At 22.4% G+C, this 25,772-nt stretch carries 20 protein-coding genes and 2 pseudogenes; 12 read left to right on the top strand and 10 right to left on the bottom strand.

What is annotated here, in order from left to right; all coding sequences use genetic code 11:
• Positions 1 to 259: 259 nt before the first annotated feature.
• A pseudogene (metG, locus tag SSDC_RS00785) lies at positions 260 to 1,969 on the top strand (methionine--tRNA ligase); the annotation flags it as partial.
• Between the two features lie 139 nt (positions 1,970 to 2,108).
• The gene (locus SSDC_RS00780) at positions 2,109 to 2,720 is read left to right on the top strand and encodes a LysE family translocator (RefSeq protein WP_020915419.1); all 612 of its coding nucleotides are present in this window, start codon (positions 2,109 to 2,111) and stop codon (positions 2,718 to 2,720) included.
• Positions 2,721 to 2,737: 17 nt separating this feature from the next.
• Here the strand turns inward: SSDC_RS00780 and SSDC_RS00775 are convergent, their stop codons facing one another.
• The 3 genes from SSDC_RS00775 to SSDC_RS00765 form a co-directional block, all read right to left on the bottom strand.
• Entirely contained in the window at positions 2,738 to 3,172 is a 435-nt protein-coding gene (locus SSDC_RS00775) for a DNA polymerase III subunit chi (RefSeq protein WP_020915418.1), read from the bottom strand.
• Between the two features lie 33 nt (positions 3,173 to 3,205).
• Entirely contained in the window at positions 3,206 to 4,051 is an 846-nt protein-coding gene (locus tag SSDC_RS00770; protein ID WP_020915417.1) for a bifunctional 5,10-methylenetetrahydrofolate dehydrogenase/5,10-methenyltetrahydrofolate cyclohydrolase, read from the bottom strand.
• Positions 4,052 to 4,113: 62 nt separating this feature from the next.
• Entirely contained in the window at positions 4,114 to 4,353 is a 240-nt protein-coding gene (locus tag SSDC_RS00765) for a BolA family protein (protein WP_041193086.1), read from the bottom strand.
• Between the two features lie 155 nt (positions 4,354 to 4,508).
• On the opposite strand from SSDC_RS00765, the gene ychF reads away from it, so the two are divergent.
• On the top strand, positions 4,509 to 5,600 hold the full coding sequence (gene ychF, locus SSDC_RS00760; protein ID WP_020915415.1) for a redox-regulated ATPase YchF: 1,092 nt from the start codon (positions 4,509 to 4,511) through the stop codon (positions 5,598 to 5,600).
• A gap of 85 nt (positions 5,601 to 5,685) precedes the next feature.
• The gene (gene thyA / locus SSDC_RS00755; RefSeq protein ID WP_020915414.1) at positions 5,686 to 6,480 is read left to right on the top strand and encodes a thymidylate synthase; all 795 of its coding nucleotides are present in this window, start codon (positions 5,686 to 5,688) and stop codon (positions 6,478 to 6,480) included.
• A 196-nt stretch (positions 6,481 to 6,676) separates the two neighbouring features.
• On the opposite strand, the gene fabD is transcribed toward thyA, so the two are convergent.
• Positions 6,677 to 7,753, bottom strand: coding sequence for an ACP S-malonyltransferase (gene fabD, locus SSDC_RS00750; protein WP_020915413.1), 1,077 nt, complete (start codon positions 7,751 to 7,753; stop codon positions 6,677 to 6,679).
• A 281-nt stretch (positions 7,754 to 8,034) separates the two neighbouring features.
• Here fabD and SSDC_RS00745 point away from each other — a divergent pair, with 281 nt between their 5' ends.
• From SSDC_RS00745 to SSDC_RS00730, 4 genes are all read left to right on the top strand, one after another.
• Positions 8,035 to 8,703 (top strand): 4'-phosphopantetheinyl transferase family protein, encoded by a 669-nt coding sequence (locus SSDC_RS00745; RefSeq protein WP_020915412.1) that lies wholly within the window; start codon positions 8,035 to 8,037, stop codon positions 8,701 to 8,703.
• A gap of 89 nt (positions 8,704 to 8,792) precedes the next feature.
• Positions 8,793 to 9,548: an enoyl-CoA hydratase/isomerase gene (locus SSDC_RS00740; protein ID WP_020915411.1), complete on the top strand. Its 756-nt coding sequence runs from the start codon at positions 8,793 to 8,795 to the stop codon at positions 9,546 to 9,548.
• 79 nt (positions 9,549 to 9,627) lie between these two features.
• Positions 9,628 to 10,650, top strand: a complete 1,023-nt coding sequence (locus SSDC_RS00735) for a hypothetical protein (protein WP_020915410.1) — start codon at positions 9,628 to 9,630, stop codon at positions 10,648 to 10,650.
• A gap of 92 nt (positions 10,651 to 10,742) precedes the next feature.
• Entirely contained in the window at positions 10,743 to 12,026 is a 1,284-nt protein-coding gene (locus tag SSDC_RS00730; protein ID WP_020915409.1) for a hydroxymethylglutaryl-CoA synthase family protein, read from the top strand.
• Here the strand turns inward: SSDC_RS00730 and SSDC_RS00725 are convergent.
• The 6 genes from SSDC_RS00725 to SSDC_RS00700 are packed head-to-tail and all read right to left on the bottom strand — an operon-like array spanning position 12,023 to position 16,761.
• Positions 12,023 to 12,265 carry a phosphopantetheine-binding protein gene (locus SSDC_RS00725; protein WP_020915408.1) on the bottom strand — a complete coding sequence of 81 codons (243 nt, stop codon included), beginning with the start codon at positions 12,263 to 12,265 and terminating at the stop codon, positions 12,023 to 12,025. The two genes, SSDC_RS00730 and SSDC_RS00725, sit on opposite strands and share 4 nt — an antisense overlap.
• Before the next feature lie 59 nt (positions 12,266 to 12,324).
• Positions 12,325 to 13,014 carry an ATP-binding cassette domain-containing protein gene (locus tag SSDC_RS00720; RefSeq protein ID WP_020915407.1) on the bottom strand — a complete coding sequence of 230 codons (690 nt, stop codon included), beginning with the start codon at positions 13,012 to 13,014 and terminating at the stop codon, positions 12,325 to 12,327.
• A gap of 4 nt (positions 13,015 to 13,018) precedes the next feature.
• Positions 13,019 to 13,735, bottom strand: coding sequence for an ATP-binding cassette domain-containing protein (locus SSDC_RS00715; RefSeq protein WP_020915406.1), 717 nt, complete (start codon positions 13,733 to 13,735; stop codon positions 13,019 to 13,021).
• A complete protein-coding gene (locus SSDC_RS00710; RefSeq protein WP_020915405.1) occupies positions 13,732 to 14,688 on the bottom strand; it encodes a branched-chain amino acid ABC transporter permease in 957 nt (318 codons plus the stop codon). The genes SSDC_RS00715 and SSDC_RS00710 overlap by 4 nt, the downstream gene beginning before the upstream one ends.
• A complete protein-coding gene (locus SSDC_RS00705; protein WP_020915404.1) occupies positions 14,685 to 15,548 on the bottom strand; it encodes a branched-chain amino acid ABC transporter permease in 864 nt (287 codons plus the stop codon). The genes SSDC_RS00710 and SSDC_RS00705 overlap by 4 nt, the downstream gene beginning before the upstream one ends.
• 31 nt (positions 15,549 to 15,579) lie before the next feature.
• Positions 15,580 to 16,761 carry an amino acid ABC transporter substrate-binding protein gene (locus tag SSDC_RS00700; protein WP_020915403.1) on the bottom strand — a complete coding sequence of 394 codons (1,182 nt, stop codon included), beginning with the start codon at positions 16,759 to 16,761 and terminating at the stop codon, positions 15,580 to 15,582.
• Positions 16,762 to 17,004: 243 nt separating this feature from the next.
• Here SSDC_RS00700 and SSDC_RS00695 point away from each other — a divergent pair, with 243 nt between their 5' ends.
• The 4 genes and pseudogenes from SSDC_RS00695 to SSDC_RS02195 all read left to right on the top strand — a co-directional run.
• Positions 17,005 to 18,363 carry a PfaD family polyunsaturated fatty acid/polyketide biosynthesis protein gene (locus tag SSDC_RS00695; protein ID WP_020915402.1) on the top strand — a complete coding sequence of 453 codons (1,359 nt, stop codon included), beginning with the start codon at positions 17,005 to 17,007 and terminating at the stop codon, positions 18,361 to 18,363.
• 245 nt (positions 18,364 to 18,608) lie between these two features.
• Entirely contained in the window at positions 18,609 to 19,505 is an 897-nt protein-coding gene (locus SSDC_RS00690) for an SAM-dependent methyltransferase (protein WP_020915401.1), read from the top strand.
• Positions 19,506 to 19,622: 117 nt separating this feature from the next.
• Complete coding sequence (locus tag SSDC_RS00685; RefSeq protein WP_020915400.1) at positions 19,623 to 20,924, top strand: flavin-containing monooxygenase; 1,302 nt, start codon at positions 19,623 to 19,625, stop codon at positions 20,922 to 20,924.
• Between the two features lie 18 nt (positions 20,925 to 20,942).
• A pseudogene (locus SSDC_RS02195) lies at positions 20,943 to 25,634 on the top strand (SDR family NAD(P)-dependent oxidoreductase); the annotation flags it as partial.
• Positions 25,635 to 25,772 lie beyond the last annotated feature (138 nt).

Raw genomic sequence — 25,772 nt, 5'->3', positions numbered from 1 at the left:
TCTCATTATTATATAATTTTATATATTATGTAATTTTATAAAAAATATATAAAAATTTATAACAAAATTATAAAAATAAATGCTTTAATATTTATACAATATTTTAGTAAATTTTTATATATTTTTTATTACTTAATGAATCAGTTATTTAATAATTTAAATTACCAATAAATCTAATTGTTAAAAATTAAACAATTAAAGATAATTTATCATATAATTTATTATTTAAATTTTATAAAAATATTATAATTTATAATTTATGAAAAAACACGATAGTGAATTTAAAGATGTTCGTAGAATTTTTGTTACTACGGCTTTGCCTTACGCTAATGGTGAATTACATATTGGACATATAATGGAATATATTCAGGCTGATATATGGGTACGTTTTCAGTGTATGCAACAAGATAACGGTAAATCAAGACAAGTATATTTTATTTGCGCTGATGATGCGCATGGCGCGGCAATTATGATTGCCGCTGAAAAAGCTGGTATGACACCTAAAGAATTTATTAATAATATTTCATCTAATAGAAAAAAATATTTAGATGGATTTTATATTAAATTTGATAATTGGTATTCTACAGATAGCATTGAAAATATTGATTTAGTTCAAAAAATTTATGATACTTTATATAATAAAGCTAAATTAATTATAAACAAAAAAATTAATCAGTTTTTTGATCCAATAAAAAATATTTTTTTACCAGATAGATATATTAAAGGTGAATGCCCTATATGTAATGCAAAAGATCAATACGGAGACTTTTGTGAATGTTGTAGCTCAATTTATACACCTACCAAACTTATTAATCCATATTCAATATTATCTGGAACAAAACCTATTATAAAATCATCAAAACATTTTTTTTTTAAATTATCCGATAAACGTTGTATAGATTTTTTACGTAAATGGGCAATACATGATAAAAGATTACAACCAGAAATAGTCAATAAAATTAAAGAATGGTTAGAAAAAGATAATAAATTTAATGATTGGGATATAAGCAGAGACGCACCCTATTTTGGTATAAAAATACCTAATACATTAGAAAAATATTTTTATGTTTGGTTAGATGCACCTATAGGTTATTTAGCGTCTTTAAAAAATTTTTTTGAAAAAGGTGGTCCTAAAAAAAAATACAATGAATTACGAAATTTTGATGAATTTATTTCTTCTCCAAATACAGAACAATATCATTTTATTGGAAAAGATATTTTTTATTTTCACATTTTATTTTGGCCAGCAATCTTAAAATTTTCTGGTCGTAAATTACCAAATAATATTTTTGTACATGGATTTATGACTATTAATGGTAAAAAAATGTCTAAATCAAATAAAATTGGAATTTCTCCGTTGTATTATTTAAAAATTGGAATGAATCCAGAGTGGTTACGTTATTATATTGCTAGTAAATTAAATAATAAAATTGAGGATATTGATTTTAATTCTCAAAGTTTTATTTCATGCGTTAATTCAGATTTAATTGGAAAATATATTAATATTGCCAGCAGATCATCTAGTTTTATAGAAAAATATTTTAAGGGGTACCTTAACATGAAATGGGTTAAAGATAATGATACTTTCTTATCGAAATTACGTGTTGTTAGTTCAAGTATTCAAAAATATTATGAAAATCGAAATTTTAATAAAGTATTATATATAGTTATAGAACAAACTAATTTTATTAATATTTTTTTTGATCAAAATAAACCATGGAAATTAGCTAAAAATAATATATATCATGAAAAGTTGCATAAAATTTCTAGTCGTTTATTAGAAGCATTCCGTATTTTAACAATTTATTTAAAACCGATCTTACCAAATTTAGCTAAGTCAGTAGAAACATTTTTAAATATTTCACCATTACAGTGGATTAATATTTTTACACCTTTAACACAAAATCATAAAATTAATAAATATAGACATTTAATGACACGAGTTGATAAAAATATTGTTGATAATTTATTAAAAAATAAAAATATTTAAAAAATTTTTTATCATTTATTAAAATGGTTTATAATATGTTCAAATTATTTAATTTAGTTAGATTAAAATAGTTATTTAAATAAAATATATCAATCATTCTATAAATTAATAGTTAAATATGATATTCAAAACATGGATTTCTTTTCTTTTATTTTCTATTATTACTTCGATTTCTCCTGGTCCAGGAAATATTTTAACAATAAATCATGCTTTAAGATATGGATGGAGGAAGACATTATCATTAATAATTGGACAAGAAATAGCTTTAGTATTAATTATATTAGCTATATCTGAGGGGGCTGAATTATTATTATCATCAAGTTCTATCTTAATTTTCATTAAGATATTTGGAATAATATGGTTAATGTATACATCATTCCAAATGTGGTGTGCATCTATTAATAAAAAAGATTCAACTTATATTTGCGAAACTATTAGTAAAAAAAAAAGTTTTATACGCGGTTTTTTTACAACAATTACTAATATAAAAGCCATTACTTGTCTTATTTCAACCTTACCAGCCTGTCTTACTCCAATTTATCCTATAGTCCCACAAATAATTATTATGTCATTAACGATGACAATTATAGATTCAAGTGTTATGTTACTGTTTGCTATTACTTCTAGTTATTTGAGACCATTTTTTCAAAAATCAAAAAATATTAAAATACAAAACAGAATATCCTCTATCTTTTTTTTGTTTATTGCTATTAGCATTTGTTTTTTGTAAAAATTTAAATAAATAATTTAATTTATATTATTTTTAAAGTGATTTAGAAAATATCCACTATTTTTGTAAAAACGATAACGATTACGACCAAAAATTTTATCAATTTCATTAGTAGATATAATTTCAAATATATTTTTGAAATTGGTAAAATTTTTTGGTATTACATTAGATACATTAATAAGTGTATCATAGCATGTAAGTATATTATTATTTTTTATATCCGTTTCCGTAATTAAAATAATTGGAGTTATATTTGCATATATATTTTTAATACTTACATGAGGCAAAAAATCTGTTATTGAAAAACTCCATAATGCTATATCAAATTCTTTTTGTTGTTTAGAATTTTTATTTAATAAAATAATGTTATTTTTTTTTATTAATTTTCGTACTAATTTACATGTATAAATTAGTTTATTACTGATATTGCTATGAAAATAAATATTAGTCATATTAGATTATTTAAATTTAATTAAATTTAATATTTAAGATTTTTCTGCGGATTCAACTGTATTAATAAGAAGCATAGCAATTGTCATAGGACCAACTCCACCAGGTACAGGAGAAATAAATCCTGCGATTGGTAAAACACTAGAAAAATCAACATCTCCACGTATTTTATTATTAATATCTCTATTTATACCTACATCAATTATTATTGACCCTATTTTAATCATATTCCCTGTAATAATATTTGGTTTTCCAACAGCTGTTATTATAATATCCGCTTGTTTTGTATAATTTTTAATATTTTTAGTTTTGCTATGGCAAACTGTAACAGTTGCATTATATTTTAATAATAGCAATGCCATTGGTTTTCCTACAATATTACTCCGCCCAATAATTACTGCATGCTTACCATTTATATTAATACCTGTGCTTTTAATCATTTTTATACAACCATAAGATGTACACGGACGAAATCCAGGTAAATCTGACATTAATTTTCCAGAATTAATTATTGAATAACCATCAACATCTTTATTACTGGAAATTGACTCAATTATTTTAATTGCATTAATATGCTTTGGTAATGGTAATTGTACTAGTATTCCATGAATTAATGGATTTTTATTTAAAATATGAATATTATGTATTAATTCTGATTCACTAATATTAGAATCATATTTCTCACAAATAGAATAGATACCTGTTTTTTTACAAGCATTTATTTTATTTTTTATATAAATTTTACTAGCTAAATTTTTTCCAACTAAAATCATAGCTAATCCAGGTCTTTTACCAATTGAAATTAATTTACGTACACGTTTCGTAATATTTAAAAAATAATTTTTAGCTATTTTTTTTCCATCAATAATTTTAGCTATCATATAATATAAATATAATTTATATATTTAAAATATTATTTTTTATAAAATAATTAATTTGAATATTAATTTTTAAACTCTTCTGGAGTAAATGTTTTAATAGATAATGCATGTATTTTATTTTCTATAATGTATTCATTTAATAATGAGTAAATTATTTTATGACGTTCAACATAATTTTTATTTAAAAATATAGGAGATACTATTGTAAGTTTAAAGTGTTTATTTTTACCTTGAACATTAATATATAAACAATTTATACAGGAAGAAATATGATTTTTTATAAATTCTGATTTTATATGCATAATTTTTTTAATAAATAAAATTAAATAAGATAACAAAAATATTATAAATTTTATTAAAATATATCAATAATATTTTTAGTGAATTTAAAAATAATATAAAATAATTGTATATAATAAAAAAATAAAGTTAAATTTTTATAAGTGATTTTAAAATAATGAATCTAAAATGTGGTTTAATTGGGTTACCAAATGTTGGAAAATCAACTCTTTTTAATGCATTAACAAAATTAAAGATTTCTGCTGAAAATTATCCATTTTGTACCATTGAGCCTAATATTGGTATTATAGAAGTCCCAGATAAGAGATTAAAACATTTAAATAATATTGTTAAAACAAAGAAAATTTTTCCAGCAATAATTAAATTGGTTGATATTGCGGGTTTAGTTTCTGGCGCATCAAAAGGGGAAGGCTTAGGAAATAAATTTTTAGCGCATATTCGAGAAACAAATATTGTTATACATGTAATTCGGTGTTTTAAAGACGATAAAATCACTCATATATCGGGAGAAATTAATCCAATTCATGACGCTGAAGTAATTCAAACAGAATTAATTTTATCGGATTTAGCTATACTTGAGAAATATATTGATAAAGAAAATAAAAAGTTTTTTTTAAAAAATGAACATTCAATTGAATTACTTAAATTATTAAAACGAATTATTTTTAATTTAAATAAATCGATACCAATTCGATTGATGTCACTTAATAATGAAGAATTAATGTCAATCAAATTCTTAAATCTACTTACTATTAAACCAATTATATTTGTTGCAAATGTAAAAGAAAATGGTTTTAAAAATAATTTATTATTAGATCAATTAAAAATATATGCTCATAATCAAAATATACCAATAATTATTATTTGCGCTAAGTTAGAAGAAGAAATTTCTGATTTAAATAATATAGATAAAAAGTTTTTTTTAGATAATTTAGGTTTAAAAGAAACAAAATTAAATGATCTAATTCGAGCTAGTTTTTCTTTACTTGATTTGCGGACTTATTTTACAGTTGGAAAAAAAGAAATTAGAGCATGGACTATACCAAATGGTACAACAGCAGAACAAGCCGCAGGAATTATTCATACTGATATAAAACGTGGTTTTATTAGAGCATTAACTATTTCTTATAAAGATTTTTTACTTTATAAAGGAGAACAAGGTTGCAAAAATGCTGGAAAAATTCGATCAGAAGGAAAAAAATATCTTGTCGAAGATGGAGACATATTGAATTTTCTTTTTAATATTTAGTTAATGAATTCTTCAATAATGTTATATTATATAGTGATACTATATAAGTAAAATTAAATTTTTATTTTTATTAATATTTTTTAAAATGCATCAATATCTAAATTTTATGCGTCATGTGTATAATTCTGGAATTAAAAAAATAGATAGAACAGGAGTGGGAACATTATCAATTTTTGGTTATCAAATGCGATTTAATTTACAAAAAGGTTTTCCATTGTTAACTACAAAAAAACTTCATGTTAAATCTATTATATACGAATTGATTTGGTTTTTATCTGGATCAACTAATATTAATTTTTTAAAAAAAAATAATATAAAAATATGGGACCAATGGGCTGATGAAAATGGTGATTTAGGGCCTATTTATGGTTATCAATGGAGATCTTGGCCAACTTTACAAGGAAAATATATTGATCAATTGTCAGGGGTTATAAAACAAATTAAAACTGATCCTAATTCTCGTAGAATTATTGTTTCAGCCTGGAATGTTTCCGATATTCATAAAATGAAATTACCTCCTTGTCATATATTATTTCAATTTTACGTAGCAAATAATAAATTATCTTGTCAATTATATCAACGTAGTGCGGATATTTTTTTAGGATTACCATTTAATATTGCTTCATATTCGTTATTAATTCATATAATAGCACACGAAACAGGATTAAAGGTTGGTGATTTTATATGGACTGGAGGTGATTGTCATTTATATTTAAATCATTTAGATCAGGCTCGTAAACAGTTACTACGAAATCCAGGATCATTACCAAATTTAACTATTTTATGTAAACCAAAATCATCGTTGGATTATAATTTTGAAGATTTTCAAATTAATTCTTATAATCCGCAAAAATCTATTTATGCGCCTATAGCAATTTAATTTTTTTAATTTTTAATAAGAATATATCTTATAATAATTTTAATTTTTTTTAGAATTACAATTAATCCATTTAATAAATAAATTAATTTATTATTCTTAATTCAAATTAAATTTTTAAAAATTTAAATTTTAAAATTTTTTTATTTTATGTTTAATAAATTAATAAAAAATTTTTTTATTAAAAGCTATAAAAATTTTATTGTATTGGTTGAACATCATCTAAAAGAAAATAACCATTATAGCCCTCAATATAAATAACCGCTTTATTCTCAAAAAGAAGCATGGATTTAGTTTTAGTAATTAATATATCCTTATAACCTTTTACTTTAACTTTTGTTCCAATTGGATATTTGTTATTCCATTTTTCAATTTTTTTTTCTTGTGATTGTTCTAAAATATCATCTTTAATGACACAATCTTTTTTGTATTCATTTTTAATACTTTTTATAAATTTAGTTAATACTGTTCCAGGACCAATTTCCATAAATTCCATTTCATTTTTACTTTTATTTAGTAAATAATATATACTATCAAACCATTTTACTGGATTTATTAAATGATTTGATAGATTGTTTGTAATTTTTTCTATAGAATAAGGTAATGCCTCAAAATTAGAAATAACTGGGATATTTGGAGAATGAAAAACAAAATCCAATAAAAAATTATTAAATTTTTTATATATAGGTTTCATATATCTTGAGTGAAATGGTCCACTAACATTTAATGGTATATATATTGCATTATTTTTTTCAAAAAAAATTTGTGCATTATTAATATCATTTTTAGGGCCAGCGATAATAATTTGATTTAATGTATTATAATTAGCAATATCAATTGTATTTAAATTATTTTCTTTTAAAATATTTAAAATTTTTTTATAATTAATTCCAATTACAGCTGCCATAGCGCCATCTAAAACTTGACTCATTAATTTACTTCTTTTTTGAACTAGACGTAACCCATCTTCGAAAGAAAATACACCAGCGCTTTCTAATGCATTATATTCTCCTAAACTATGTCCAACTAAAAAATCTGCATATTCACCAGTATTTTTAATATGATCTCTATAAGATAACGCATTAACTATATAAAGTGCAGGTTGAGTATATTCTGTTTTATTTAATTGATTTTTTGAATTTTTTAAACATAACTCTTCAATAGAGTATCCAAGTATATTATTTGATTTTTCTATAATATCAGGAAATTTATCAAATAAAAGTTGTCCCATACCAACATATTGAGAACCTTGCCCAGGAAAAAGATATGTTTTCATTGTTTATTTACCTATTTTGTTTTAAAAATATTTATAAAAAATAAAAAATATTATTCAATATTAATATTATATAAAAAAAATATTTTTAAAAAATTATTTTATTTTAAGAAATATAAATTTTTTATATTATATAGTTGAAGATATAATTTACTATATATGTATCAATTTACATAAAATTTATATTTGTGTAAAATTTTAAATAGAATTATTTTTCTTTATCTTTTTAAGGAAATTATAAAGATAAAAATCATGAAAATTATTAATTAAATATCAAATATACATTGAATATTAAAGAAGATAAAATTATTGCTAATATAAATAATATTTTATATAAATGGTTTCCAAAAAAAACATTTATAGAAACAGCAAAAATTGATAATTATCCAATATTACCAGAAGAAAAAAAATTAGTAATTAATGCAGTCTCCAAGAGAAAAAAAGAATTTTCAACAGGACGATGGTTATCTAGAAAAGGATTGAAATATTTTGGATTCCCAGAAACAGAAATATTAACTGGATATTTAAAAAATCCAATATGGCCAGATAAAATAAATGGCAGTATTAGTCATGATAATAAATTATGTACCGTAGTAATAATGAAAAAAATACCTTTTTTAACAAATATTGGTATTGATATTATTTATTTCCCAAAATATAGTAATAAATTAAAATATTTAGAATCAATGTTTGTGATTAATAAAAATGAAATAGACATAATGGATAAATTTGGTTTGAATATTGATTCATCAACAATATTATTTAGTGTTAAAGAATCAATTATTAAAGCGATTTCAAGTGAAATCAATAATTTTATAGATATGAGAGATATTAAAATTTTTTATGAAAATAAAAAAATTCAATTTATTATCCAAAATAAAAAACCAAATGTTGATATTTTTGCTGGAATAAGTTATAACTATTTAATAACAGCAGTTAAAATTTATAATTAATTTTCTATAAAATTTTATCTAAAATATACTATATTTTGTTAAAATTTTTATTAGATAATTCAAATTTTTACATAAAAATTACAAATAATATGAATTATGAAACTATTGAAGTGAATATAAAACAATCCATTTGTTTTATACGATTTTGTAATAAAAAAAATAATAATATGATTAATAATTCTATGATTAATGAATGTCTTCATATTTTAAAAAAAAATGATTCATCTAATCCTTTTCATATTGTTGTTTTAGAAGGATTACCAAAAATATTTTGTTTAGGAGCTGATTTTGACGAAATAATAAAAAAAAACCATCCAATAGAATCAAAAAAATTATATGAATTATGGTATCTGTTATCATGTGGGCCATTTATTAGTTTATCTAATATATGTAGCGGTAGAGTAAATGCTGGGGGGATTGGTTTTATTGCAGCTTGTGATATAGTTTTAGCTAATCACGATGCTCAATTTAGTTTATCTGAATTATTATTTAATTTATTTCCAGCTTGTGTTTTACCATTTTTAATTAGACGTATAGGTTTTCAAAGATCAAATTATATGACTTTAATGACTAAACCAATTACAGCAAAACAAGCATTAGAATGGAATTTAGTTGATGCCATTTCAAATAATAATGATTTACTATTACATAAACATCTCTTGCGTCTTAAATATTTATCAAAAAATAGCATTAAAAATTATAAAAAATATATAAATGAATTAAATAATATTTTATTAAATTCAAAAAATAATGCAATTTCTACTAACCATAAATTATTTTCTGATTCTAAAAATTTAGAAAAAATTTCTTATTATATGAATACTGGTTATTTTCCATGGGAATAAGTATTTTTAAAAATAATTAATAATTTTCAAAAATTTATTTAAGTATTTATTAAAATAATTTAAATATAAGGAGCTTATAGTGTTTAAAATTCTTAAAGAAAAATATTTTATGGAATATTATACTAATGGATTTATTGAAACTAATATTTCTTTAAGCAATAATTTAGTTAATGAAATCCAGGAATACTATACAAGAAAAAAAATAGGTCATAATGATTTTCCAAAATTTTTTGATTATAATGAACATCTTGCATATATGATGCAAAAAAAATTTTTTAATTTTTTTTTAAAAGTATTTCCAAAATTTGCAAAAATATCGGTTAAAAATTTTTATAATAAATCTTATAGCAAAGCTGTTTATTGTGAACAAATTTTTATCAAAAAAGTATTAAAAGAATTATCTGAAAAAGGTTTTTTTCGTTTTTTTAAAGCTCATTATATGCTTGTATCATATGATATGTATTTGCATAGTAATCATTTATCTTCAGCAGCTGGAATACATAGTGATTTACCAAATTTTCATCATTTTTATGAAACTGAAAATGATTTAAGTATATATATTCCTTTAGTTGATTTAAACTATATTAATGGGGGAAAACTTAAAGTTTTACCAGAAAAAAAACTAAAAATTCCAGGAAATATGCTATTAAAATTATTATATGAATATTTTTCAAAAAATATAATTTATTTAGATAAAAATAATTATATTGATCCTAATTTAATTAATTATTCTAAAATTAATTCGTTTATTAAAAGCACAATGCACCAAGAACTAATGAGTATATATAAAAATATGCTTTCTTTAGTAAAGACACAATATATTAATGATTTTACTGAAACTATTGAAACAAAAGGTAAAGTTTTACTATTTAATAATAAAAATTTTCATTTTGCAGAATACTGGAAAAATACACAACAGGCAAGAGAAATTTATGTTATTCGTATGCTTCCAATATATGATGTTAAAATAAAGTTAAAAAACAAATTACATGGAAAATCTTTTAATAACTTTTTATTAAATTTTTCAGAAAATAAAATTCAATTTTATAAAGAATCTGTTGATATTAGTAAAATTTCAAGAAATAATAAAATACCGTTATAAAAATTATAAAGCATATAATTTATAATTATATTTAAAAAGTATTTTAAATATTACATATACAAAAATTTTAATATTATTTAATGAGAAAAAATATGATAAAAGTTGGAATTGAGGCAATTAATTTGTATGGAGGCAGTGTATTTATTGATGTTATTGAATTAGCTAAATACAGAAAACTAGATACTGTGCGTTTTGAAAATTTACTTATGCAACAAAAATCTGTTTCTTTGCCTTATGAAGATCCAGTTAGTTTTGCTATTAATGCCGCAGCCCCATTAATTGATAATTTATCGAATATCGATAAAAATAGCATTGAGTTAATTATTACATGCTCCGAATCAGGAATTGATTTTGGAAAATCAATGAGCACATATATTCATCATTATTTAGGTTTAAATCGTAATTGTCGTTTATTTGAATTAAAACAAGCCTGTTATTCTTGTACAGCTGGTTTACAAATGGCGATTAATTTTATTTTATCTAAAGTATCTCCAGGTGCTAAAGCATTGGTTATTGCCACCGATATTTCTCGTTTTTTTGTTACAGAAGATAAAAATGAATTAACAATGGAATGGGCCTTTTTTGAACCAAGTGGAGGCGCAGGAGCTGTAGCTATGTTGATCAGTGATAAACCTGAAATATTTCAATTTGATATTGGTTCTAATGGATATTATAGTTTTGAAGTAATGGATACATGTCGTCCAATACCCGATAGTGAAGCCGGAAATGCAGATTTATCTTTATTATCATATTTAGATTGTTGTGCTCAAAGTTTTAAAGAATATAAAAAACGTGTACCTAATGTTAATTATAAAACTTCTTTTGATTATTTGAGTTTTCATACTCCTTTTGGTGGTATGGTTAATGGTGCTCATCGTTATATGATGCGTCAACATAGCTCTAATATTGATAAAATTGATATTGAAAAAGATTTTCAAAAACGTGTAAAATTAGGTTTAATATTTTGTCAAAAAGTTGGTAATATTATGGGGGGAACTATTATGGTTTCTTTAATTAGTATTATTGAAAATGGAGATTTTAACTTTCCTAAGCGAATTGGATTATTTTCATATGGATCGGGTTGTAGTTCTGAATTTTATAGTGGTGTTGCAACATCTATTAGTCAAAAAAAAATTAAATTACTAAATATTAAAAAATATTTAGATTCTCGTTATCAATTAAATATAAATGAATATGAAGTATTAATAAAAGATAAAAATGTTGTTAAATTTGGTACAAGGGATGCAGTTTTAGACACTAATATTTTACCAAATATATGGAAATTTATAAAAAAATCATTAAAAAAAAATAATCAAAAAAGAATATTTTTAGTAGAAATTAAGGGATTTTATAGGCGTTATAAATGGTTTAATTAATTTAATTTTGCAAAAAATACATTTATTAAATCTTCAATTGTAGATACTTTAGAAAAATTAAGTAATGGAATTTTTATATTTAAATCTTTCATTGACATTATAATAATTTCAATTCTATCTACAGAATTTGCGCCTAAATCAACTAATTTTTTTTCATATGAAATTATATGTGGTGATATTTTGGGTAAAGTGTCTAAAATGTTTTTTTTAATAACATTAAAAATATTATTTTTTGTCATTGTTTTTCCAGTTCATAAATTTATAGGATAATTTTACATTCATATTATATTTATAACTCTTAGTTATTTCTATAATTTTGTGATTTTATAATACTTCCTTTTTTTATAATATAAATATGATCAGAAATAGGTATAATTAATTGTATATTTTTTTCTATCAAAAAAATAGTTGTACCAAATTTTTGTATTTCTATTAATATTTTTATTATTTTATTTATTATTTTATTTGTAATTCCAAAGCTAATTTCATCAATAATTATAAATTTTGGTGAAGCCATTAATGCGCGTGCTATTGAGCATATTTTTTTTTGTCCATTGGATAAATTAATAGCTAATTGCATGCGCTGTTCAAATAATTTAGGAAATATTGAATATATTTTATTTAAATCCCTCATAATTAAAAGTTTATTAGTTCTTAAATAAGCTCCTATTAATAAATTTTCTTCTACTGTTATTTGTTCAAATAATCTATTTTTTTGCATAACATAGACTAATCCTAGTTTAAAAATTTTGTCATATGTTAATTTATATATTTTATTTTTATTAAAAATAATTTTACCAGCATATGGTAACATGTTATATATTGCATGAGCAAAAGTAGTTTTTCCAGAATTTGTTTTCCCAATTAAAGTTACTATTTCTCCGGAAAAAAAATTTAAATTTATTTTATTTAAAATTAATTTATTATTATACTTTAAGTATAAATTTTTAATTTCTAAAATTGGATATTTTTTATTTAAATTTTTCATATTTTTAACTCAATTTATTTAGTAAAATTTTATCAGATAATATCTTTTTTGGAAAATCATCTGCTATTTTATTACCACGATATAAAACTAATAAACGATCCACTAAAATTTTAATAGCACTGAAATTTTTATCAATAAATAAAATACTAATATCTAAATTACGAATTTTTTCAATTATTTTAGCTAATTTTAAAACTTCAATTTTATTTAAACCAGACATTATTTCATCTAATAAAATTATTTTGGGTTTTGCACCAAAAGCTTTCGCTAATTTCAATTTTTGTTTATTAAGCCGAGTTAATGTATTAATTTTGGAATTAAAAAATTTTTGCAAACCTACAAATTTTAAATATTCAAATGCTTTTTGACGTGAATAAATAAGATTAATATTATCATTTGATCCAAATAATATACTAATTGTTACATTATCTAAAACAGATAAATTATTAAATAAATTTTTATTTTGAAATATATGAATAATACCTAATTTAACTCGTTTAAATGGTAAAAAAGAATTAATTATTTTTTTTTGGAAAAATATATCTCCTTTATCTTGTATTATAAATCCACTAATTATACGTGCAAGTATTGTTTTACCAGATTCATTATTTCCAGTTATTCCTAATATTTCACCCCTTTTTAATGAAAAATTTACATTATTAATTACTAAAAAATTGTTCAAACATTTAGTAACATTAAAAATTTTTAAAATAGATGTCATAATTTATTTTTTTTAATTTTTTTAATAAAGTAATTTTTATTAATTTTATGAAAATTAGTGAAAATTTTTATAAAACCATTAGGCATAATTATTATTAAAATTATAATTATAAATCCAAGAAATATATTGGCAATACCAGTAAAATTATTAACCATTATTTCTGATAAAAATAAAAACAAAAATGAACCTATAATTGGACCAATTATTGTTCCTAAACCACCTAAAACTGTCATAAGAATCATTTTTATATTAAGACTTGTATCAAAAGCACTATCTGGGGTTACAAAAGAAACCCAATAAGCATGAACACTCCCTGCTAATGCAACAAATGTACCAGAAAATATTAGAATTAATGTTTTATAAAAATTAGTATTAATACCTAATGCTATTGCATTTTCTTCGTTTTCACGAATCGCAATTAATCCTAATATAAATTTACTTTTAGTTAAAAAATAAATATTTAATGTTATAATTATTAATAATAATAAATATATTTCATAAAAAAAAGTATCATTATTAAATTCTGGAATTATTAATCCAATATTTTTTCCAGTAAATTTTACTTTAGATAAAATCAACATTGTTATTTGAGAAATAGCTAAAGTTGTAATTGCAAAATACTGTCCTTTTAAACGAAAAATAAATTTTCTAATAAATATTACAAAAAATATAACTAATAATATGCTAAAAATTAAACTAATACCAAAAGAAAAATTAAATCTTTTTATTGTTATTGCTGTACAATAATTACCAAGACCATAAAATACTGAATTACCAAAAGAAACATAATTAGTATAACCTCCAATAATATTCCAGCTTTGCGCCAAAACAGATGATAATAAAACATTAATACTAAATTGCATTAATACATCTGGAGCGTATGAAGGTAAAAAAATTAATAATATCAATATTAATACGTAAATAGAATATTTAAATAATTTTAAATTTTTCATCTAACTTTTCCCATTAATCCATTTGGACGAAAAAAAAATATTAAAACTAAAATACTAAAACTAAATAAATCAGTAAAAGTTGGTCCAATGTATAATGTAGTTAAAGATTCCACAATACCTAATAATATTGCCCCAAAAATTATATTAATTGGATTATTTAATCCTCCAATACTAGAAATTATAAATGATTTAGTCGTAAGCATAGGACCAATATATGGATTAATTTGAAATATCATTCCGTAAAATGCGCCAGCAATTCCAGAAATAGCTGAGCTAATAGCAAAAGTTATCGCATATAAATGTCCTGGATTTATCCCGCAAAAACGTACAATTATTTTGTTCTGACTTGTGGCTCGAATTGAATATCCTAATTTAGTATATAATAAGAAAAACCACATGCCAATTGCTAAAAAAATTCCTATGAAAAATGCTATTAATTTAATTTCAGGAAATAAAAAATCTCCAAATGTTATACTTTTACTTGCATAAATCGGATTAATAATATAAGAATTTGTTAAAAATATTAATTGTATTATGTTGGTTAACAACATATCTAATCCAAAAGTAAGCAAAAGAGTATTAAATTTTGGTGCTTTTATAACAAAATTAATTAATAAACGTTGTATAATATAACCTAATATAAACATTATTAATGCTACAATTGGTAAATTTAATAATGGATCTATATTAAAATTATTATATAAATACCATGTTATATAACCACCTAATACAATAAATGTCCCATGGGTAAGATTAGGAATATTAAGTATTCCCCAAGTTAGTGCCAATCCTAACGCTATTATGATATAAAAACCACCTTGTAAAATACCATTAATAAAAATTTGTATTAGTAAATTCATTATTTTTAGATTTTAAAAATCATTAAAATATTTAACTATTAGCTGGAACTAATTTATTATTTTGAATTTTAATAACATTTTGTGATATTATCATTTTATTATTTTTATTAAAAGTAATTTTACCATATATGCTATTAAAATTTAATTTTTTTAACTGTTTTTTTACTTTTAATGGATTAAGATCATTTGATTTTTCTATTGCATATACTAATGATTCAATATCAATTACAGCAAAAATTGAATGATAATCAGGATAATATCCAAATTTTTTTTTATATTCATTTGAAAAATTTTTAGCATTACTAAACCAACGATCTTTAAAATTAAAATTAGGCAACCAGGGAGTTATACCATAAGTATAATTATTTTCATTTTTTAGTAAATTCCTAATATTTTTATTTAATAAATCAGAAGTCAATGAAAAAAACATAGGTTTTATTTTAAAAATTTTAATTTGTCGTATAAAATTAATAATATTTGTTTCATATCCAGAAAAAAATATTATTTTTGCGTTTATATTTTTTATTTGTGCTATTAATGAGGTGAAATCAATAGTATTTAATGAATAATTTTTATTTATAATTTTATTTAAATTAAATTTTTTAAATATTAAAGATACTCCATTTGCAATAGCAGAATGAAATGCATCATTAACATAAAGAAACACAATTTTTTCATTTTTTATTTTCATTTTTTTTAAAATTTCTATAGTATCTTGAAAATAATTTTTAGCTGGTATAAATAAACCAAAAACATATTTAAAATTATTTGATAAAATTTGGTTTGAAATTCCACAACTTTGCATAATAATAGTTTTGTATTTTTCGGAAATAAAAGAATTATTAAGTATAAAATTATTTAAAAAAGGTCCTAATAAAAAATTAATATTATCTTCTGTGATTAGTTTAATATATTGACACTTATTAATACCGATATTTGATTGATTATCATATAACTTAAGAGATAATTTTTTAAATGAATTATTAACTTTCACACCTCCACTTTCATTTATTTTATCAATAGTAAATTTATAAGCATCGTGATAATATTTACCAATATTAGAAAATTGTCCAGTTAATGGTATTGATGTTCCAATTTTTATTTCTTTACTGACAATTTTTCCAGAAAAAAATACTGTAAAAAAAGAGAGAAAAAATAAAATATAAGATATTATATTAATTTTGGGAATATGATTATAACGCATAAGTTTCATGTTTTTTAGAATTTTATTAAAATTTTATATTTTAAGATATTGTATTTTATTATTTTTGTTTTTTATTTTTAAATAAATTTTTAAAACTATTAAATTTCTTTTAAAAATAAATTAGTAATATAATACCACATTAATACTAATAAGTAGACTTAATAAGTCATTATTAATACTAATAAGTAGACTTAATAAGTTATTATATTGATTAACAAATTTTTATATTTAAATAATATTAATTTTTATTTTATGATTATAACACCAGAAAATTTAGGTTCCGTACAATTTAGAAAAGATTATAATGTACGTTTTAGTTATGTTGCTGGCGCAATGGCAAAAGGAATTTCCTCAGTAAAACTTGTTACTAGTATGAGTAAATCTGGTTATTTATCCTTTTATGGTACAGGTGGTATGTCATTGTTAGAAATTGAAGAAGCTTTAAAAAAAATTAAGTCTATATTAAAAAACAATGAATCTTATGGAATGAATGTATTAGCTAATTTATCTAATTTAAAACATGAAATGGATTTAGTTAATCTTTTATTGGATTATGATGTACATAATATAGAAGCATCTGCTTTTGTTCAAATTACACCATCTTTGGTGAAATTTCGCTTAAAAGGTTTACATGTTGATAATAATCGTAAGATTATATCAAATAATCGTATTATAGCAAAAGTTTCAAGACCAGAAATAGCATTATTATTTTTAAATCCAGCTCCGTCTGAAATAGTAAATAAATTATTATTAAATAATCATATTTCTCAAAAAGAAGCTGATTTATCACAAAAAATACCATTAGCTTCTGATATATGTGTTGAAGCTGATTCCGCTGGTCATACTGATATGGGTGTAACGTCAGTTTTATTACCAACAATTATACGTTTACGTGATAAAATGCAAGAAAAATATAACTTTTATAATTTTGTAAGAATTGGTAGTGGAGGAGGAATTGGTACACCAGAAGCTGCTGCCTGCGCTTTTTTATTAGGAGCTGACTTTATTGTTACTGGCTCTATTAATCAATGTACAGTTGAAGCTGGTACTAGTGATATTGTTAAAGATATGCTTCAGGATATTAATATACAAGATACAGCATATGCTCCTGCTGGAGATATGTTTGAATTAGGATCAAAAATACAAGTATTAAAACGTGGAGTTTTATTTCCAATGAGAGCTAATAAACTATATGATATTTGGCGAGTTTACTCTTCTCTTGATCAAATTCCATCAGTAATGCAAAGAGAAATACAAGATCGTTATTTAAAAAGAAGTTTTGATGAAGTATATCAAGAAACAAAATCATATTACTTAAAAGAATTACCAGAAGAAATTGAAAAAGCAGAAAAATTTCCTAAAATAAAAATGGCATTAATTTTTCGTTGGTATTTTATTTATGCTATGCGTATTGCTCTTAAGGGAGAAGGTGATAAAATAGATTATCAAGTACATACTGGTCCTGCTATGGGCGCTTATAATCAATGGATTAAAAAAACTTCTTTAGAAAATTGGCGTAATCGTTATGTTAATAAGATTTCAGAAGATTTAATGTTAGCATGTTCTGAATATCTTAATAAAAAATTTCAAGTTTTTTTTCCTAATCATTAATGATAAATTAAAAATATTAATTATTAAAAATTTAAAATTTTAAATAATTTTTATTATTTTAATTTCTATAAAATTAAAAATTAAGTCAAATTATATTATTGATAATTTATATTTTATAATATAAGTTTTACTTACTTCGTAAGTAGTATTTAAAAATAATGTTTTTCAAATTAATAAAAAAATTTTATTGATTAATAAAAAATAATTTTTTCAAATATATTTTAATTTTTTAAGGATATTTAAAAATGAATAAAATAGATACTCAAAAGAATAAAAATAAAGATATTAAAGACATCAAAGAAAATAAAGACATTAAAGAAAATAAAGGAAATAAAGGAAAAAAAACAGTAGCTACCCTTTATGATTCCCCAGAAGGTCAAATAGGATCAGTTTTATTTGGTGGGCATATGCATTGGGGTTATTGGGATGAAAGTAATTCTAAAGATAATTTTGCGCAAGGATCAGATAAACTTTCAAGAATAATGATTAATAAAACTTCTATTACTAAAGGACAACGTTTTATTGATATTGGTTGTGGATTTGGATTATCTGGAATTCGTTTAGCTAAAGCCAAAGGGTGTAGAGTTGATGGTATTACTATCAGTAAATTTCAACAAGAAAGTGCAATGAAAACTGCGAAAGCGGAAGGATTATTAGATAAAGTTAATTTTTTACATGGTGATGCGCTCAATTTACCATTTGATAATGACAGTTTTGATGGTGGATGGTTTTTTGAATCAATTTTTCATATGAATCATAGTGCCGCATTAAATGAAGCAAGAAGAGTATTAAAATCTGGGTCTATTTTAACCTTAACTGATTTACCTTTATTATCTGTTAGTAAAAATGATAATAAATTTAAAGAATATGTCAAAAAAAATATTCATTCTAATTTTATTTTAGTAGAACATTACCCAGATTTACTAAATAAATCTGGATTTGAATTAATAAAAATTGATGATATTACTTCTCATGTAATGCCATTATTAGTTTCAAAATTAACTGAAGCTACTTTAACATACAAAAAAGAAATTTATAAATCTATACCTAATCCAGAAAAATCTATAGATAATTGGCTTTATTTATTTAAATATATGAGTAAAAATCTTGGTTATATTATTGTTACAGCAAAAAAAATATAATTTTTAAATTATTATAAAATTTATACTAAAAATAAAGAATTAAAGCATAATTTTTATTTTTTAAATTATTAGTATAAATTATTTTATTATAATAAATTCTTTATAAAACATAAAATTATGAAATATAAAAATAAAAATATTAAATTATGTATTATTGGAGGCGGCCCCTTGGGTATTGGTCTTGGTCGTGAATTAAGTGAAGGTAATATTAACTATGATTTATACGAAATGGAGTCAGATTTAGGTGGAGTATGGAATAGTCAAGCTTCCTGTGGTCGAGTATATCCATCATTACATCTTATTTCACCAAAATTTAATACACAAGTTCCAGATTATCCAATGCCAGATAATTATCCTGTTTATCCAAATCATAGCATGATGCTTGATTATTTACGATCTTATGCAAAAAAATTTGATGTATATAATCATTCTATTTTTAATACTGAAGTAATTAATTTAGAACAATATGAAGATATTTGGGAAGTAGAACTTTCAAATGGCAAGAAAAAAAAATATGATTTTATTGCTGTTTGTAATGGTGCTCAACGAGTTGCTCGTTATCCAAATTATTCAGGTTATTTTAGTGGAGAAATTTTGCATTCTATGGATTATAAATCTCCAGATCAAATTAGAAACAAGAGAGTATTAGTTGTTGGAGCAGGAAATTCTGGTTGTGATATTGCGGTAGATGCATCTCATCACTCTGAAAAAGTTTATCATAGCACTAGAAGAGGGTATCATTATTACCCTAAATTTATAGATGGAAAACCAACTCCTCAATGGATGCTACAATTAGGAAATAAATTTTCTTCTAAAGAGGAAACTATGGCTTATATAAAACAAGTTTTCAAGTTAGCTGGTTTTGATGGCGTTGATTATGGTTTAAAAAAACCAGATCATCCTTTAGATGCAGCTCATCCAATTATGAATTCACAAATTCTTTATCATATAGGTCATGGAGATATTTTACCAAAAGATGATATTAAAAATCTTAATGGTAATATTGTACATTTTGTTGATGATACTCATATAGAGGTAGATACTATTATATATGCCACAGGTTATAATCGTCATTTTCCTTTTATTGATAAAGAAAAATTGGAATGGAAATTAGGAATACCTGATTTATTTATTCATATTGCCCCAAGAAATTTAGATAATATATTTTTTTTTGGTTTCGTAAATGCTGCCGCAGGTCTTGGTGATGGATTAAGATTGCAAGGGCAATTTATACGCAGTTATATTCAAGCTTTTATTAGAAAAAGCAAGGGTTATTTAAAATTTCTTAATGCAAAAAAAAATGATAACCCAGATTTGGGGCAAGATTATTTTATAGATTCGCACAGACATTTATGGGAAGTGGATTTTTGGAAGTTTATCAAATGCGCTAGAATGTATCGTGATATGTTAGATGAGTAAATAGGAGAATATATAATTATGCTTAGTAATTTTCAGGATATTAATATAAAAATGCAACAATTTTTAGAAAATGAAATTGTTAATTCTTCAAGAAGTAATTTAAGGAATGATTTAAAAAATAATAAAAAAAAAATAGTTACTCAAAATAAAGAAAAATTAATTTTAAATATAAAGAAAAAAGAAAAAAATTCATTATATATATATTTTTATAAAAAAATCGCTAATATTGTTTCAAAGGTATTAAAAATTCCATTAGAGCGAATGAATATGCAAGAAAATATATCTCGTTATGGAGTAGATTCTATAATTGTTACTGAAATTATAAGATGTATTTCTAATATATTAAATTTTCCAATCGCTCCTACTGTATTTTTTGAGGCAAAAAATATAGAAGAATTAGTTAATATTTTATTTAAACGTTACAGAAAAAAAATTAAATTATATTTTTTTAAAAAAAATAAAATTAATCAAGAATTAAAAGAAAAAGTAAATCAAGAACCAGAAAAACAAGAAATAAAAGAAAATAATACTGACATAAAAGATTGGATAAATAAATTTAAATTTATTATAAATACATCATCAGATTCCATAAATACATCATCAGATTCCATAAATACATCATCAGATTCCATAAATACATCATCAGATTCCATAAATACATCATCAGATTCCATAAATACATCATCAGATTCCATAGGTTACGAACCAATTGCTATTATTTCTATGGAGGGTATATTCCCTAATAGTCCAAATTTACAAATACTTGAAAAAAATTTGCGTAATGAAAATGATTGTATTAGTGAAATCCCGTTAAGTCGGTGGGATTGGAAAAAAATATTTGGAGATCCGCAAAAAGGAAATTTTACAAATGTAAAATATGGTGGATTTGCGCCAGATATTGATAAATTTGATCCTATATTTTTTGGTATGTCCCCTAGAGAAGCGGAACTTATGGATCCACAGCACCGTTTATTTATTCAATGTGTTTGGAAATTAATTGAATCAGCTGGATACGCACCAAAATCTTTATCTGGTAAAAAAATTGGCATATTTATTGGTATTAATTTACAAGATTATGCTCATATGGTTAATAAGTCTAGAAAAATGGATTCGTTGCATCTTACTAGTTTAGGTCATATGTTTTGTCCTAATCGTTTATCATTTTATCTTGATATACATGGACCTAGTCAGGTTATAGATACCGCATGTTCTAGTTCCTTGGTTGCATTACATCGAGCCATATTAAGCATTCAACACGAAGAATGTGAAATGTCAATTGCTGGTGGTGCAAATTTAATTATTTCACCTGATATGCATATTATGTACAATAAAATTGGTATGATTTCTAAAGATGGACGCTGCAAAACTTTTTCAAAATATGCAGATGGTTATGGGCGTAGCGATGGTATTGGTGTTATACTTCTAAAATCTTTAAAATTAGCCGAAAAGGATAATGATAATATATTAGCAGTTATTCGTGGGTCATCAGAAAATCATGGAGGAATGTCAACTTCTTTAACTGCTCCTAATCCAAAATCACAAGCACAATTAATTATTGAAGCACATAATAAAGCTAAAAGTGATCCAAGAAGCATAGGATATATTGAGTGCCATGGAACTGGTACAAAACTAGGTGATCCAATTGAAGTTAATGGTTTAAAAATGGCTTTTGAAGAATTATTCAAAATAAATAATATTTCTAAATCAAATATTAATTTTTGTGGATTAGGTTCAATAAAATCAAATATCGGTCACACAGAAACTTCAGCCGGAATTGCTGGTGTAATTAAAACGGTATTATCTTTGCGTAATAGTTACTTATATAAAAGTATTCATAGTGAAGATATTAACCCAATGATTGAATTAGAAGAATCACCATTTTATATTTTACAAAAAGGTTGTTTTTGGAAACCTCCGATATTAAATGATAATAAATTACTTCGTCGAGCAGGAGTTAGTTCTTTTGGGGCGGGTGGTTCTAATGCTCATATAGTTATTGAAGAATATATTAAAAACACTACAAAATATAATTTTAAAATAATTGATTCTGATGTATTAATTATATTGTCTGCAAAAAATATAGATAGATTAAATGATATAATTATTGAATTTTTTTATTTCGTAAAAAAAATATTAGAGAAAAAAAAAATAGTAAATTTAGTTGATATTGCATATACATTACAAGTAGGAAGAGAGGAAATGTCAACTAGATTAGCTATAATTGTAAATTCTATTTCACAGTTATATTTAAAGTTAGAGCAGATTTATTTTTCAATAAAGAATAAAGAAAAATTAGAAAATATTATCTCTTGTTATTATGGTAATCTAAAAAAAGAAAAAAATATTTTTTTTATTAAAAATAAGAATTTTATATCAGATAGTGATATTAATGATTGTTTTAATAATAAAAATTATAAACAACTTGCATTATGGTGGATAAAAGGTATAAAAATTAATTGGTTAAAAATTTATGATAATAAAAAACATAAATTACATCGTGTTTCGTTACCTACATATGTTTTTTCTAAAAAAAGTTATTGGATTGAAAATTTAGATAATAAAAAAAATATTGATTATTATTTAAAATCACATACTTTATTAAAAAATAGTATATCAAATTTAGGAAAATATTATTTTAGCGCCAAATTAACTGGAAAAGAATTTTTTCTAATTGATCATATGGTAATGAATAAAAAAATATTACCAGGTGTAATGTATTTAGAAATGGTTTGTTCTGCAATAAAAAAAATAACAATTAAAAATATATCTAATCAATCTATTATTCAATTAAAAAATATTGTTTGGGCTCAATCATTTTTTGTTAATGAAAATTGTTCAAAAATTTTGCACATGAAAATGAATCAAGAAACTAATGATCAAATTTCATATCAAATTTATAGTGAACAAGAAAAAAATAATATTAATGAGCGTATTATTCATAGTCAAGGAATTGCAATAACTAAAAATATGCCTATTATTAATGATATTGATAATATTAACATTGATAATTTATTAGAAAATTTTACAAAAATACAATTAGATACTAATTTTTTATTAGGTAATATTTGTTATCAAATATTTAATGATATGGGCATTAACTATGGACCAACTCACCAATGTTTAGAAAAAATTTATTTTTCACCGAAAAATGAAAAAAAACCCCCTCAAGTATTAGCAAAATTAAAATTACTAAAAAATATAAAAGAAAATTATAAATATTCTAAAAAATTTATGTTTCATCCTGGTTTAGTTGATTCAGGATTACAGGCTTGTATTGGTTTTATGGCTTATTTTGGTTATATAAATTTTGATAAAAAAACAAATAAAGTTATTTTAAATAATAAAAATATAGTTTCATTACCATTTGCACTGGAATATTTTATTTTATTATCAAAACCATCTACTTCACTGTGGGTTTGGATACGTTACTCTAAAAATAGTTTATTTAATAGTAATATTCAAAAATTAGATATTGATTTTTACGATAAACAAGGAAAAGTTTGTATTTGTATGAGAGGGCTATCTTCTCGTTCATTAAAAACTAATAATCTTTCAAAAGATTTTACTGCTTTAGTATATAAACCTATATGGGTTAGAAAAGATATAAAAATAGATATTAAAAAAAACAAAATAAAAAATCTTTCTAATTTTTCTATTTGGTCTAATCATTTTATTATATTATGTGATTTTAATAATAATTTTCAAAAAAATATCGATGAGGAAATTAAAAAAAATATACCACTTTCTAAATATTTTTATTTATGTATACAACAAGAATCTATTCAGGATATTTATACAACTGTTTCTTTGCACATTTTTAGAAAAATTAGAAATATTTTAAAATCTAAATTACAAGGGAATATTTTATTACAAATAGTATTCATTGAAAATGAAAAGAGTATGTTTTTAAATGGTTTATCAGGATTATTACAATCTGTAAATCGTGAAAATACTAAATTTCATGGTCAATTAATTGGATTAAGGGATTATGATGTTTCAAATTTATATTCGTCTAAATATATAGCTAGTATAATTTATTCTAATAGCGTCAATAAAATTTATGAAAATAAAATTCGTTATAGTTCTATTGGTCGTGAAGTTTTTAGCTGGAAAGAATTAAATTTTACTTCTGATGAGCGATCTATTTTTTCTCCATTAAAGGAAAATGGTATATATTTAATAACTGGAGGAAATGGGGGGTTAGGATTATTAATTGCTAAATTTATTACACATAAAATTAATAAAGGAGTTGTTATTTTATGCGGTAGATCATTTTTAAATAATAAAATTCAAGAAAATATCAATAATTTATCCATAAAAAATATTAAAATTAAATATTATTGTTTAGATATTAATAAAAAAATAGAGGTAGAAGAATTTATAAAAAATATTATTAATAAATATAATTTTATTAATGGAATTATACATTGCGCTGGATTACTTATGGATAATTTTATTTATAAAAAATCAAGTTCTGAATTTATTAAGGTATTAGAGCCAAAAGTTAATGGAACTATTCACTTAGATGAAGCTACTAAAATTTTAAATTTAGATTTTTTTGTATTATTTTCATCTATTTCTGGTTCATTAGGTAATGCTGGACAGTCTGATTACGCTACAGCTAATTCTTTTTTAGATATTTTTTCAGATTATAGAAATAAATTAACTTTACAGAATAAAAGATATGGTCGTACTATTTCCATTAATTGGCCACTTTGGTCTAATGGTGGCATGAAAATGCAAGAATCTGTTAAGAATATGATGTTAAAAACTAGTGGAATTGTTGAAATGCCTGATATACAAGGTCTTAATATTCTTTACAAAGTTATAACATTAAATATTTCAAGA

Origin of the sequence: Candidatus Profftella armatura, from assembly GCF_000441555.1 — a bacterium.
Classification (GTDB): domain Bacteria; phylum Pseudomonadota; class Gammaproteobacteria; order Burkholderiales; family Burkholderiaceae; genus Profftella; species Profftella armatura.
Note: the sequence above shows the minus strand (reverse complement) of the source record. Positions and strands in the feature narration are given on the sequence as shown.

Bases quoted from the DNA above. Each gene is read 5' to 3' on its own strand.
- SSDC_RS00780 (WP_020915419.1), top strand. From the start codon at position 2,109: ATGATATTCAAAACATGGATTTCTTTTCTTTTATTTTCTATTATTACT.
- SSDC_RS00775 (WP_020915418.1), bottom strand. From the start codon at position 3,172: ATGACTAATATTTATTTTCATAGCAATATCAGTAATAAACTAATTTAT.
- SSDC_RS00770 (WP_020915417.1), bottom strand. From the start codon at position 4,051: ATGATAGCTAAAATTATTGATGGAAAAAAAATAGCTAAAAATTATTTT.
- SSDC_RS00765 (WP_041193086.1), bottom strand. From the start codon at position 4,353: ATGCATATAAAATCAGAATTTATAAAAAATCATATTTCTTCCTGTATA.
- ychF (WP_020915415.1), top strand. From the start codon at position 4,509: ATGAATCTAAAATGTGGTTTAATTGGGTTACCAAATGTTGGAAAATCA.
- thyA (WP_020915414.1), top strand. From the start codon at position 5,686: ATGCATCAATATCTAAATTTTATGCGTCATGTGTATAATTCTGGAATT.
- fabD (WP_020915413.1), bottom strand. From the start codon at position 7,753: ATGAAAACATATCTTTTTCCTGGGCAAGGTTCTCAATATGTTGGTATG.
- SSDC_RS00740 (WP_020915411.1), top strand. From the start codon at position 8,793: ATGAATTATGAAACTATTGAAGTGAATATAAAACAATCCATTTGTTTT.
- SSDC_RS00730 (WP_020915409.1), top strand. From the start codon at position 10,743: ATGATAAAAGTTGGAATTGAGGCAATTAATTTGTATGGAGGCAGTGTA.
- SSDC_RS00725 (WP_020915408.1), bottom strand. From the start codon at position 12,265: ATGACAAAAAATAATATTTTTAATGTTATTAAAAAAAACATTTTAGAC.
- SSDC_RS00720 (WP_020915407.1), bottom strand. From the start codon at position 13,014: ATGAAAAATTTAAATAAAAAATATCCAATTTTAGAAATTAAAAATTTA.
- SSDC_RS00715 (WP_020915406.1), bottom strand. From the start codon at position 13,735: ATGACATCTATTTTAAAAATTTTTAATGTTACTAAATGTTTGAACAAT.
- SSDC_RS00710 (WP_020915405.1), bottom strand. From the start codon at position 14,688: ATGAAAAATTTAAAATTATTTAAATATTCTATTTACGTATTAATATTG.
- SSDC_RS00705 (WP_020915404.1), bottom strand. From the start codon at position 15,548: ATGAATTTACTAATACAAATTTTTATTAATGGTATTTTACAAGGTGGT.
- SSDC_RS00700 (WP_020915403.1), bottom strand. From the start codon at position 16,761: ATGAAACTTATGCGTTATAATCATATTCCCAAAATTAATATAATATCT.
- SSDC_RS00695 (WP_020915402.1), top strand. From the start codon at position 17,005: ATGATTATAACACCAGAAAATTTAGGTTCCGTACAATTTAGAAAAGAT.
- SSDC_RS00690 (WP_020915401.1), top strand. From the start codon at position 18,609: ATGAATAAAATAGATACTCAAAAGAATAAAAATAAAGATATTAAAGAC.
- SSDC_RS00685 (WP_020915400.1), top strand. From the start codon at position 19,623: ATGAAATATAAAAATAAAAATATTAAATTATGTATTATTGGAGGCGGC.